The organism is Actinokineospora bangkokensis, from assembly GCF_001940455.1.
Classification (GTDB): domain Bacteria; phylum Actinomycetota; class Actinomycetes; order Mycobacteriales; family Pseudonocardiaceae; genus Actinokineospora; species Actinokineospora bangkokensis.
In genome coordinates, this window is record NZ_MKQR01000016.1 from 1 (window position 1) to 12,520 (window position 12,520).

Here is a 12,520-nt window from a genome sequence, read left to right on the forward strand (position 1 = left end):
CCCCACCCCGCAAACCACGGTGCCCAGCCCCACCAACCCCCCGGCACACCCAACACCGCTCAACCGAACAATCAGTCACGGCGTTGCTCAGACCCCCCGGCCTGACCCAGTCCCGGCCGCTCGTAGCTCGGTGGAGGCGGTGTCCAGGGTGGGCGAAGCCCATCGCGAAGCGACGCCCGCAGGGCGCCCTTGACTCCGCCTCCACCGAGTTGCACACTCGCGGCCCCCGAGGACAGGCCCCCACTAAGCCCAGCACCCCCGTCCACACGCAAGCAGCCACCGCCCACACGCCAACGAGAACACGACCCGCCGCACCAGCGACGAGCCGTGTCCTCACCCCCCCAACACCCCTACTCCACCACCCAAGGCCCGAACGCCTGCAACGGCTCCTCGCACTCCGACGCGTCCCCGATCACCACCGCCGCCAGCAGCTTCGGCGCCAGCAGGTGCACCCCCACGTGGTAGATGTCGGACGCGGTGACCTCGGCCAACCGCCGCGGGTGCGCGCGCAGCCAGTCCATGTCCAACCCCACCCCCACCAGCGTGGCCAACGTCGTGGCCAACCCGGCCCGGGTCGCCACCGACATCGCCAACCGCCCCGCCGCGTACTGGCGCACGTCGTCGAGCTCGGCCGGGCTGGGCCGCATCGTCGACAGCCGACCCAGCTCGTACCACATCTCCAGCAGGGCGGGCGCGGTCACCTCGGTGGCCACGTCGGCCTCGATCCACAGGGTCGACCCGGCCAGGTGGTGCACGATGCGGCTGCGCGGGGTGTAGGTGTAGCCCTTGTCCTCGCGGATGTTGGCCACGAGCCGGGAGGAGAAGTACCCGCCGTAGATCAGGTTGGCCAGCTGCAACGCCGGGAACAGCGGGTCGTCGCGGCGCAGCGCCGGACCCCCTATGCGGATCGAGGACTGCACTGACCCGGGCCGGTGGAACAGCCGGGAGGCCCCGGCGGGCGCCTCGGGCGGCAGGTCGGGCACGACCTCCAGCGGCACCCCGGCCGCGCGCCACCCCCCGAACAGCCGGGACGCCTTCTCCAGCGCCTCCTCGGGGTCGAGCGCGCCGACCATCACCAGCACGGCGTCGTCCGGGGTGATCCGCGAGGCGTGCAGGGCCCGCAGGTCCTCGGGCGTCACCGCGGCGACCTCGTCGCCGGTCGGCATGCTGTGCGCGTAGGGGTGGTCGCCGTAGAGGTGGCGGTGCAGGATCTCCCGCGCCCGGACGGCGGCCTGCGAGCGGGCCGCCTGCAGGCGGGAGGCCAGGCGGGTGCGCTCGGCGGCCACCTCGTCGTCGGGGTAGGCGGCCTCCAGCAGCGCTTCGAGCAGCACGACCAGCAGGTCGTCGTGGGCGTGGGCCGACGCGGTGCCGCAGAACAGGACCTGGTCGTGGTCGACCTCGGCGCGCAGGCTCGCACCGAGGTCGCCGAGCCGGTCGGCCAGCTCCAGCCTGCCGCTGCGGGCGGTGCCGGACAGCACCGTCTCCGACAGCAGCCAGGACCGGGCCGGGTGGGCCGGGTCGGTGGAGCCGAACGGGATGCTCAGCCGCACCTCCACCAGCGGTGCGCCGGGCCGGGCCACGGCCAGCACGCGCAGGCCGTTGGCGAGCCTGGTCTCGGCGGTGGGCAGGGAGGCGATCTCGCGCCAGGGGCCCAGGGCGGGCACCGGGCTCAGCGTCGCGGTCATGCGGCCAGTCCTTCCGCTCGGGCCGCGCCGGGGCGCAGCTCCACCATGCCGCAGCGGTCCCCGGTCAGCCGCGCCGCGGCGGCGCGCACCTGGTCGGGGGTCACCGCGGCGAACAGCTCGGGCAGCTCGTCGAGCAGCTCGGCGCGGCCGTGGCGCAGCTCCAGCGAGGCGAGGGCCTGGGTGCGGGCGAGCACCGCGTCGGTCTCCACCATCAGCCGGGTGGTGAGCCTGCCCGCGACCCTGGCCAGCTCCCGCTCGCCGGGGCCGTGCGCGGCGACCGCGGCGAACTCCTCGACCACCGCGTCGAGCACCTGCTCGCAGTCGGCGCCGGGGGCCTGGCGGGCGGTGCACACCAGGGCGGTGGGGTCGGCGGTGTCGAACGGGTCGCCGAGCATGCCCAGGTAGCAGCGCTGGCTGATGGCGGTGCGGTCGGTGCGCACCAGCCTGCGGTGCAGGCGCGAGGTCGGCCCGTCGGACATGACCTCGGTGAGCAGCAGGTGCGGCAGGTAGTCCGCCCAGCGGCCCACCGGGTCGGGCACCCGCCAGCCCGCCGCGACCGCGGGCAGCGGGGCGTGCGGGTCGTGGTGGACGAGCCTGCGCCGCGCGGTGGGGGCGGGTTCGGCGAAGTCGGGCCGCGGCGGGGCGGGCCGGTGGTCGATGGGCCCGAAGTGCCGGTGCACCATCGCCAGCGCCTCGTCCGGCTCGAAGTCCCCGCCGACGGTGAGCAGCGCGTTGGCGGGGGCGTAGTAGCGGTCGAAGAACTGGTGGGCGTCGGCGACGGTGGCCGAGTCCAGGTCGGCGAAGGAGCCGTAGCCGTCGTGGGAGTTGGCGAAGGTCCGGAACAGCGCGCCGGGCAGGTGCACCCAGGGGAAGCACCCGTAGGGCTTGTTGGTGACGTTGACCCGGATCTCCTCCTTGACCACGTCGATCTGCACGCGCAGGTTCTCGGCGTTGAGGTCGGGGGCGCGCATCCGGTCGGCTTCGAGGAACAGCGCCCGCTCCAGGGCGTTGCTGGGCAGCACGTCGTGGTACTGGGTGTAGTCGAGGTGGGTGCTGCCGTTGAACAGGCCACCGGCGGACTGCACGTACCGGGAGTGGTCGAGCTTGGGCAGGCGCTCCGAGCCCTGGAACATCAGGTGCTCGAACAGGTGCGCGAAGCCGGTGCGCCCCTCGGGCTCGGAGCGCATGCCGACGTCGTAGTGCACGGCGACGGCGACGACCGGCACCGTGCGGTCGGGTGCCAGCAGCACCCGCAGGCCGTTGGCCAGCCGGGTCCTGACCAGCCTCTGGTGGGGCCCGGTCATGGGCCGCCTCCTGTCTTGTCGCGGGGTCTACCGGAACGGCACGCACAGCCCCGGCGTGGTGGTCTCCTCGTCCTCCTCCAGCACCTCGATGTAGTTCGGCGCGGTGGGCAGGTCGTCCTCGATCGGCTCGGTCATCGGCTCGTCACCCCCTCCCGGGCTCCGGCGCGGATCAGGTCGAGCAGCCCGGCGTCGACGGCGTCGGCGAACGCGCCGGTGGCGGGTCCGCCGCCTGCGCAGCGGCGCCAGCGCTCGCCCGGGTCGGGGTGGTAGCCGTCGCGGACGGTGCCGACGGCGAGGTCGGGGTCGCCGACGGCGTCCCAGCAGCTGAACAGGGTGCCGTCGGCGTTGACCACGGCGCCGCGGCGGCCGTGGGTGGTGGAGCAGAAGTCGCAGTGGGCGTCGCGCGGGCGCACCAGGCGGAAGCCGTGCGCGGCGGCGGCGGCGTACCCGCGCAGCGCCAGTTCGGCGTCGCGGTCGGTGAGCGGGTCGGTGCCCGCGCCGTAGTCGAGCACGGGGGCCAGCGCGAGCCGGGTGCGCGCGGGGTCGAGCACGCGGGCGACGTGGTCGAGCAGGTCGGGCAGCGCGGGCAGGTTGGCGGGGGTGGAGTTGACCCGGACGGTGAAGCGCAGGTCGGTGGCCCGCTGGGCGGCGGCGGTGTTGGCCAGGACGCGGTCGAAGGTGGAGCGGCCGCCGCGGGTGGCGCGCACCCGGTCGTGCTGCTCGCGCGGGCCGTCGAGGGTCACCTGCACCTCGCGCAGCCCGGCCGCGGCCAGCGCCTGCGCGCGGCGGGCGGTGAGCAGCACGCCGTTGCTGACCATGCTGCCCGCGGTGGGCACGCGCTCGCCGAAGGCGCGCAGCACGGCCAGGCAGCCGGGGGCGTTCACCAGCGGTTCGCCGCCGAAGAGCAGCAGCTCCAGCCGGGTCGCGCCTGCGGCGGCCATGCGCGGCAGGGTGAACCCGACGATCGAGGCGATGACCTCGTCGGTGAGCCGGGCGGCGGCGATGGCGCGGGCGCCGGTGGGCTCGTTCTGGAAGCAGTAGGGGCAGGCGAGGTTGCACCGGGTGTCGGTGACGACGGTGAGGCTGTAGTGGTCGGGGTCGGGCGCGGCGTCGAGCCCGGCGGCCGAGACCAGCCGGGCGCCGTCGGCGGTGAGCCCGCCGCCGCGCACCAGCCCGTCCGGCACCAGCGCGGTGCCGGTCCGACCGACGTACCACCACCCCGAGCGCCCGCGCAGCAACCGCACCCCGCCACCTCCTCCGGTCTGGGTAGAGGTGTGGCCCGGCGGGACGCGCCGGGCCACACCTCACGTCTGGGGGACCCCCGGGTCCCGGTCCCGCCTCAGATGCCGTCGTAGTCGCCGAGGTTGTGGAACCCACCCCGTCCGATGCACCGGACGTCCTCGTCGTCGTCGTAGCCGAAGCCGCGCGATTCGAGCACCTGAACCACCTCCCTCCGCCGTCTCGACGCCAACTCTCCCCCGCTCGGGGGCGGCGTCCCAGGGCTCGTGGCGGCAGCTTGGGGACCTGCCGGTGTCAGCAAGGTGACCTGCCGTCACGGCACGGTGATCACGACCTTGCCGAACACCCCGGGGCGGTCGTGGTGGGCGAACGCCGCGGGCGCGTCGTCGAAGGAATGCACGCTGTCGACGACGGGGTGGACGCGGTGCCGCTCCAGGAACGCGACCAGCGCCCGGTGCTGGGCGGCGCTGCCCACCGCGACCCCGCGCAGCGAGCCGCCGGAGCCGAACAGCACCATCGGGTCCAGCGGCTGCGGCTCCTGGCTGAACAGCCCCACCAGCGCGACTTCCCCGCCGCGGGCCAACGCCGCCAGCGACTCCCCGATCGTCGTGGAGCCGACCGTGTCGACGAGCTTGTGCACGCCCCCGGTCCGCTCCCGCAGCACGACACCCCACCGCGGGGTGGCGGAGCTGTCGACCACGGCGGTGGCACCGGCTTCCAGCAGCCTGCGCGCGGACGCGGGCCTGCGCACGACACCGGTGTAGTCCGCCCCCGAGGCGGCGGCGAGCTGCATCGCGTAGGCGGCGACCCCGCCCGTCCCCAGCGAGGCGACGACCTGCCCGGCCGCCACGGGGTGATCGCCGAACAGCGCGTTCCACGCAGTCACACCGGCCACCGGCACCGTCGCCGCCTCGACGAAGTCCAGGTGGGACGGTGCCGGGGTCACCTGGTCGGCGGGCAGCACGACGTGCGTGGCGAGCACGCCCTGGTCGGTGAGCGCGCCGAGCCCCAGCGGCGGGGAGGGCACCGGCTGGTCGCGCCAGTGCAGGTTCGTCACCGCCGCACCGACCTCGGGCCACTCGACGCCGGGGCCCACGGCCTCGACCTCCCCGGCCACGTCCGACAGCGGCACGAAGTCGTGGCCGGGGACGCGGCCGAACGGCCCGCGCAGCACCAACTGGTCCCGGCCGTTGAGCGACACCGCCCGCACCCGCACGCGCACCTGCCCCGGGCCCGGGTCGGGCACCGGGACCTCCCGCAGCCGCAGGGCGTCGGCGGTGCGGGCGTGACCGGGGAGCACCCACTGCCGCGTCACCGGTCCCACACCGGCCAGGTCGAACCGATGCCGCCGTCGACGGCGACGGTGGTGCCCTGGACGAACGCCGCCGCGGGCGAGGCGAGCCAGAGCACGGCGTCGGCCACGGCGGCGGGGGTGACGGGCCGCCCCGCCGGGCTCGCGGCGGTGATGCGGGCCGCCACCGGGTCGTCGTCCCCGTCGCGGGTGACGCCGGGGGCCACGCCGACCACGCGCACGCCGCGTGGGCCGAACTCGGCCGCCCAGCTGCGCGTCAGCTGCTGCTCGGCGGCCTTGGACGCGCTGTAGAGGGCCGCGAACGGGGCCCCGGTCGAGGCCATCCAGGACCCGATCGTGATCACCACGCCTCCGCCGCGCTCGACCATCCCGGGGGCGAGGGCGGCGACGAGGACGTGCGGGGCGCGGACGTTGACCGCCAGCACCTGCGCCAGCGCCTCGTCGGACAGGTCGGGCGTGGCGACGGGCGGGCAGGTGGCGGCGTTGTTGACGAGCAGGTCGACCCGCCCGTCCAGCGCGTCGAGCGCGCGGTGGGCGAAGGCGCGCAGGTCGGCGGGGGGTGCGGCGAGGTCGGCGGGCAGGAAGGTGCCACCGGTCTCCCGGGCCAGCGCGGCACCCCGGGCGGCGTCGCGGCCGGTGATGACGACCCGGTGTCCCGCGGCGGCCAGCGCCCGGGCGGTCGCCGCGCCGATGCCGGAGGTGGACCCGGTGACGAGGGCGTGTCGTGTCATGCCCCCACACCACCCGGTCGCGGGGCGGGCAACCAGTGCGCGCCGACCCTGGGCACGGCGTGACCAGGTTGGTGGCGCCGCGCCCGCCTACCGTGGAGGGGTGAGCCGAGACCGCGCCGCGCTGGGCGCCTTCCTACGCGCCTGCCGCGACCGCCTGACCCCTGCGGAGGCGGGCATCACCGCCTTCCCCGGCGCGCGCCGGGTGCCGGGGCTGCGCAAGGAGGAGGCCGCGCTGCTCGCGGGGCTGAGCACCGACCACTACAGCCGCCTGGAACAGGGCCGCCAGCACCGGGTGTCCGACGACGTGGTGAACGCCCTGGCCAGGGCGCTGCGCCTGAGCGAGGTCGAGCACCGGCACCTGCGCGACCTCGCCGCACCGACCGCCCGCGCCCGCACCGGCGCCTGGTCCACCCCGCAGCGCCCGGAACCGGGGTTGCTGCGGGTGCTGGCGGGCCTGGACCACCTGCCCGCGCTGCTGCTGGGCAGGCGCGGGGAGGTGCTGGCGCGCAACGCCCTGCTCGTCGAGGTGCTGGGGCACGACATGGCCCCGGGCACGTCCTTCCCGCGCTACCTGTTCACCGACCCCGGCGCCCGCGAGCGGATCGTCAACTGGTCGGACTTCGCCGCCGCGGCCGTGGGCGGGCTGCGCCTGGAACTGGGCACCACCCCCGACGACCGGCTGCTCACCGCCCTGGTCGACGAGTTGCGCGCGGCCGACCCGCAGGTGGCGGCGTGGTGGGACGAGCAGGGCGTGGCCGACCGCGCCTCCCAGGTCAAGCACATCGCGCACCCCCTGGCGGGCGCCCTGAGCTTCCACATCGAGGCCGTGTCCCTGCCGACCGCGCCCCACCAGCGCCTGGTGGTCTACACGACCGAACCCGGCTCCCCCACCGCCCGCCTGCTGCCCCTGCTGTCCTCGTGGGGGGCGCCCGCGCCCGCGCCGTGATCGGGGGCACACCGCCGCTGCCAGGGGTGACACCGGGTGATGCACCAGACCCGACCTCCGGCGGATGACAGGACGACCGGGGCTCGACGATCATGCGGGCATGGTCCACACAACGCGCGCATCCCTGTCCCGCAGGCGGTTCCTCGGCACGGCGGCCCTCGGCGCCGCCGCGGCCATGGGCATGACCACGGTGTCGGTGCGGGCGGCGAGCGCCCAGCGCTCCGAGGGGGCGCCCCGGCGGGTGCCCGCCGTCGTGGTCGGTTCCGGCTACGGCTCGGCGGTGACCGCGCTGCGGTTGGGCGAGGCGGGGGTGGAGACGCTGGTGCTGGAGATGGGCCAGCTGTGGAACCAGCCGGGCCCGGACGGCAAGGTGTTCTCCGGGATGCTCAACCCCGACCGGCGCTCCACCTGGTTCAAGGACCGCACCGAGGCGCCGCTGGCCTCGTTCCTCTGGCTGGACCTGGCCAACCGCGACATCCCCCGGTACGCGGGCGTGCTCGACCGGGTGCACTTCGGGGACATGTCGGTCTACCTCGGCCGCGGCGTCGGCGGCGGGTCGCTGGTCAACGGCGCGATGGCCGTGGTGCCCAAGCGGGACTACTTCGAGGAGATCCTGCCCAACGTCGACGCCGACGCCATGTACGGCACCTACTTCCCCCGCGCGCGGGCGATGCTGGGCGTCAACGAGGTGGACCAAGCGTGGTTCGAGGAGTGCGACTCCTACCAGTACGCCCGGCTGTCGCGCAGGCACGCCCAGCGCGCCGGCCTGGGCACCGCGTTCGTGCCGAGCACCTACGACTTCGCCTACATGCAGCAGGAGGAGGCGGGCACCGCGCCGCGCTCGGCGCTGGGGTCGGAGGTCATCTACGGCAACAACCACGGCAAGCGCTCGCTGGACAAGAGCTACCTGGCCGCCGCGGTGGGCACCGGGAAGGTGACCATCGCCCCGCTGCACGAGGTGCGCGAGGTCGAGCGGCGCGCCGACGGCACCTTCGTGCTCACCGTGCGCCGCATCGACCCGGAGGGCGCCGAGCTGGAGGTGTTCGCGGTCGAGACGCCCCGGCTGTTCCTGGGCGCGGGCAGCGTGGGCACCACGCAGCTGCTGGTGCGGGCGCGCGAGACCGGCACCCTGCCCGGCTTGGGCGAGGCCGTCGGGCAGGGCTGGGGCACCAACGGCAACGTCATGCTGGGCCGGGCGAACCACCTGTGGGACACCACCGGGTCGCTCCAGGCGGGCATGCCCGCCCTCGGCATCGACAACTGGGCCGACCCGGTGCACCCGGTGTTCGCCGAGATCGCGCCGGTGCCCGCGGGGATCGAGACGTGGGCGAGCCTGTACCTGGCCATCACCCGCAACCCCGAGCGCGGCCACTTCACCTACGACGCCGCCACCGACCGGGCCGTGCTCAACTGGACCGCCGCGCAGGGCCAGCCCTCGATCGACGCGGCCAAGGCGCTGTTCGACCGGGTCAACGACGCCAACGGCACCATCTACCGGCACGACCTGTTCGGCGACACCCGCGCCTTCGAGAACCGGTTCACCTACCACCCGCTCGGCGGCTGCGTCCTCGGCGCCGCCACCGACGACCACGGCCGGGTCAAGGGCGTGCCGGGCCTCTACGTCACCGACGGCTCGCTCATCCCGGGCAGCACCGGGGTGAACCCGTTCGTGACGATCACGGCCCTGGCCGAGCGCAACGTCGAGGACGTGCTGGCCCGCGACTTCGGGTAGGACGGCCCGCCCGCCGGGCCCATCGGCCCTGGTGGCGCGGACCGCGCGCGCCGAGGATCAGCCGCCTCACCTTGGAGGAGGGCTGATGGCCGCCATCGCCGGTGCAGGGGTCGACGACAAGGCCGCGGTCGTCCGGCGGTTGCGGGCTCGGGTGGCCCCGGAGCGGGTGGCCGAGGCCGGGCCGGTGTACGACGCGGCGGTGGCCGTCTGGAACGGCGCGGCCCGGCATCGGCCCGCGGTCGTGGTGCGCTGCGGTTCCACGGCCGACGTGGTCGCCTGCGTGCGGACCGCCCGCGAGCACGGCGTCGAGCTGTCCGTGCGCGGCGGCGGGCACGACTGGGCCGGGCGGGGCGTGCGCGACGACGCGCTGGTGGTGGACCTGTCGGGCCTGCGCTCGGTGGTGGTCGACCCGGTCGCGCGGGAGGCGACCGTGGGCGGCGGGACCACGCTCACCGGGCTGATCGGGGCCGTGGAGCCGCTCGGGCTCGTCGCCGCGACCGGCACCGTGGGGTCGGTGGGGCTCGTCGGGCTGTCGACCGGCGGCGGCTACGGGCCGTTGTGCGGGCGGTTCGGGCTCGCCGCCGACAACGTCGTCGGCGCGGAGGTGGTGCTGGCGGACGGGCGCGTGGCGCGCGTGGACGCCGACCACGAGCCGGACCTGTTCTGGGCGCTGCGCGGGGGTGGCGGCAACTTCGGCGTGGTGACCTCGCTGCGGGTGCGCCTGCACGTGCTCGACCAGGTGACGGCCGGGTTCCTGGTGTTCCCGTGGGCGCAGGCCGAGCGGGTCTACGGCGACGTCCACGCGCTGCTGCCCGAGCTGCCCCGCGAGCTGACCGTGCAGGTGGGCGCGCTGGCGACGCCCGACGGCACCCCGACCGCCGTGCTGTCCCCGACGTGGAGCGGCGACCCCTCGACGGGCGAGGAGGTGATCGCCACCCTGGCGGCCCTGGGGACCCCGCTCTCGCAGGTGCGGCGGATGGCGTACTCGGACCTGCTGCGGCTGTTCTCCGGCCTGGTCGTCGACGGGCGCCGCTACGCCATCGGCACCCGCACCCTGGCCGAGGTGACCCCGGAGGTCGTGCGGGTGCTCCTGGGCGTCGGGGACTCGCTGTCCTCGCCGATGAGCGGGGTGTTCCTGCACCACTTCCACGGCGCGGCGACGGAGGTGGGGGCCGCGGACACGGCGTTCGCTCCCCGGTTCCCGCACCACATGGCGGAGCTGGTGGCGGGGTGGGAGTCGGGGCCGGACGAGCCGCACCTGCGGTGGGTGGCGGAGTCCTCGGCGGCGCTGGCCCCGCACGCCGTGCCGGGCGGGTACGCGAACCTGCTGGCCGACGACGCGGTGGACCAGGTCGCGGACGCGTTCGCGGGCAACGCAGCGCGGCTGCGGGCGGTCAAGGACGCCTACGACCCGGAAGGCGTGTTCCGGGCGATCCCGCTGCCGCGCTGACCGCCGGTTCGTGGACAATTCTCAGTCAAGCGTCTGACTTAGTTGATAGGCTCCCGCCGAGCGGTCGCCCGGCACCGCCACCGGCGCGGAGGGAGAGCAGGCCATGACCACTGCCGAGACCAGGTCCTTCCCGTTCAGCGAGCCGCAGCGGCTGGACCCCGAGCCGCTGTTCGCAGCGCTGCGGGCGGGCGAACCGCTCTCCCGGGTTCGGCTGCCCTTCGGCGAGCCCGCCTGGCTGGCGACCCGGTACGAGGACGTGAAGGTGGTGCTGTCCGACCCGCGGTTCAGCCGGGCCGCCGCAGCCGGGCGCGACGAGCCGCGGCTGCGGCCGCACCTGGCCCCCAGCGGCAGCATCCTGAGCTTCGACCCGCCCGAGCACTCCCGGCTGCGCAGGCTGGTCACCAAGGCGTTCACCCAGCGCCGCGTGCACGAGCTGCGGCCGCGGGCGCAGCAGATCGCCGACGGCCTGGTCGAGGCGATGCTGGCCAAGGGCGCCCCGGTCGACCTGGTCGACGAGTTCGCCCTGCCGCTGCCGGTCACCGTGATCTGCGAGCTGCTCGGCGTGCCGTTCGAGGACCGCGTGGACTTCCGGCACTGGTCGGACGCCTTCCTGTCCACCACGAAGTACTCGGTGGCGGAGGTCGTCGAGTGCGTGGCGAAGCTGCGCGAGTACATGGCGGGCCTCATCGCGCAGCGGCGCTCGGCGGCCCGCGACGACCTGCTCAGCGCGCTGGTGGTGGCCCGCGACGAGGAGGACCGCCTCACCGAGGACGAGATGCTGTCGCTGGCCGAGGCCCTGCTGGTGGCGGGCCACGAGACCACCGCGTCGCAGATCCCGAACTTCTTCTACGCCCTGTTCACCCACCCCGACCAGCTCGCGCTGCTGCGCTCCGACCTGTCCCTGGCCCCGCGCGCCGTCGAGGAGCTGATGCGGTTCGTCCCCCTGGGCAACGGTCCCGGCATCCCCCGCTACGCGACCGAGGACGTCGAGCTGGGCGGGGTCCTGGTGCGCCGGGGCGAACCGGTGCTGCCCGCCACCGTCTCCGCCAACCGCGACGAGTCCGTCTACCCCGACGCCGACCGGTTGGACATCATGCGCGACCAGGCCGCCTCGCACCTGGCCTTCGGCCACGGGCCGCACCACTGCCTCGGGGCGCCGCTGGCCAGGATGGAGCTCCAGGTGGCGTTGGACACCCTGCTGCGGCGGCTGCCGAACCTGCGGATGGTGGACGAGGGCTCGGTGGTGTGGAAGCACGGGCTGGCCACCCGCGGACCCGAGCACCTGCCGGTGACCTGGGACTCGGTCTGAGGCGGCGCGCGGCGCGGCGGAACCCGCGGCAGCGGCACGCGCGGATTCGGTCGGGCCGCCCGGTCGCGGGCCCTCGTTCGCACAACCGTTGATGGCACGTCCACGCCTTCGACGCGGTCGGGACACCCGCAGCAGGACGTCGAAGCACCCGCGATCGGCGGCGACTTCCGAGGCGGTCGTGAACGCTGTTGGAACCAGGTGCCCTGAGGCCCCACCCGTTGCCGGGCGCGGAACACGGTGGTTTGCGGCGCGCGCGGGCGAGGTATCCACCACTCGTCGTTGAAATCGTCGCGAAAGGACTGCCCAGTGGGTGCTGCCGCGCACTACATCGAGGTCGACGCTCCGCCCCAGGCCTGCTACGACTGGTGGCGCTCGCTGCGCAAGCTGCCGCAGATCATGTCGGACGTGAAGTCCGTGGAGCCCAAGGACGGCGCCGACCACCGTACCGTGTGGACGGTCTCGGGCCCGGCGGGCACGAGCCTGACCTGGGAGGCCGACATCGTCGAGGACGCCGCCCCGCAGAAGATCGCGTGGGCGACGGTGGATTCGGCGGACCCGGACGTCAAGAACGCGGGCGTGGTCCGCTTCGACGACAAGGGCAACGGCCGCACCGGCGTCGAGATCAGCCTGACCTACGACCCGCCCGCCGGGAAGCTCGGCGAGGCCGTGGCGTCGCTGTTCGCCGACCCGCAGAAGAAGGTCGAGCGGGCCGCGTACGAGTTCAAGACCGTCATCGAGGCTCGCTGACCCTGAGCCGGTCGAACTCGACCACCGCGACGAGGGCCACCCGATCGGGTGGCCCTCGTCGCGTC

Annotated in this window: 10 protein-coding genes; 5 read left to right on the top strand and 5 right to left on the bottom strand. The window is 74.9% G+C overall.

What is annotated here, in order from left to right; genetic code table 11:
* Positions 1–350: 350 nt before the first annotated feature.
* From BJP25_RS14600 to BJP25_RS14620, 5 genes are all read right to left on the bottom strand, one after another.
* Positions 351–1,685, bottom strand: a complete 1,335-nt coding sequence (locus tag BJP25_RS14600) for a M16 family metallopeptidase (protein WP_075975475.1) — start codon at positions 1,683–1,685, stop codon at positions 351–353.
* On the bottom strand, positions 1,682–2,989 hold the full coding sequence (locus BJP25_RS14605) for a M16 family metallopeptidase (protein WP_075975476.1): 1,308 nt from the start codon (positions 2,987–2,989) through the stop codon (positions 1,682–1,684). The genes BJP25_RS14600 and BJP25_RS14605 overlap by 4 nt, the downstream gene beginning before the upstream one ends.
* Positions 2,990–3,120: 131 nt before the next feature.
* A complete protein-coding gene (locus tag BJP25_RS14610; RefSeq protein WP_075975477.1) occupies positions 3,121–4,233 on the bottom strand; it encodes a radical SAM protein in 1,113 nt (370 codons plus the stop codon).
* A 308-nt stretch (positions 4,234–4,541) separates the two neighbouring features.
* Positions 4,542–5,543: a zinc-dependent alcohol dehydrogenase family protein gene (locus tag BJP25_RS14615; protein WP_075975478.1), complete on the bottom strand. Its 1,002-nt coding sequence runs from the start codon at positions 5,541–5,543 to the stop codon at positions 4,542–4,544.
* The gene (locus BJP25_RS14620; protein WP_075975479.1) at positions 5,540–6,271 is read right to left on the bottom strand and encodes an SDR family NAD(P)-dependent oxidoreductase; all 732 of its coding nucleotides are present in this window, start codon (positions 6,269–6,271) and stop codon (positions 5,540–5,542) included. Before BJP25_RS14620 ends, BJP25_RS14615 begins: the two co-directional genes overlap by 4 nt.
* 100 nt (positions 6,272–6,371) lie before the next feature.
* On the opposite strand from BJP25_RS14620, the gene BJP25_RS14625 reads away from it, so the two are divergent.
* The 5 genes from BJP25_RS14625 (at position 6,372) to BJP25_RS14645 (ending at position 12,455) form a co-directional block, all read left to right on the top strand.
* Positions 6,372–7,217, top strand: a complete 846-nt coding sequence (locus tag BJP25_RS14625) for a helix-turn-helix transcriptional regulator (RefSeq protein WP_075975480.1) — start codon at positions 6,372–6,374, stop codon at positions 7,215–7,217.
* A gap of 100 nt (positions 7,218–7,317) precedes the next feature.
* Positions 7,318–8,949 (top strand): GMC oxidoreductase, encoded by a 1,632-nt coding sequence (locus tag BJP25_RS14630; protein ID WP_075975481.1) that lies wholly within the window; start codon positions 7,318–7,320, stop codon positions 8,947–8,949.
* Between the two features lie 85 nt (positions 8,950–9,034).
* Positions 9,035–10,399, top strand: a complete 1,365-nt coding sequence (locus BJP25_RS14635; RefSeq protein WP_084794016.1) for an FAD-binding oxidoreductase — start codon at positions 9,035–9,037, stop codon at positions 10,397–10,399.
* Between the two features lie 103 nt (positions 10,400–10,502).
* Positions 10,503–11,708, top strand: coding sequence for a cytochrome P450 (locus BJP25_RS14640; protein ID WP_075975482.1), 1,206 nt, complete (start codon positions 10,503–10,505; stop codon positions 11,706–11,708).
* Positions 11,709–12,014: 306 nt separating this feature from the next.
* A complete protein-coding gene (locus BJP25_RS14645) occupies positions 12,015–12,455 on the top strand; it encodes an SRPBCC family protein (protein ID WP_075975483.1) in 441 nt (146 codons plus the stop codon).
* Positions 12,456–12,520: the final 65 nt, after the last annotated feature.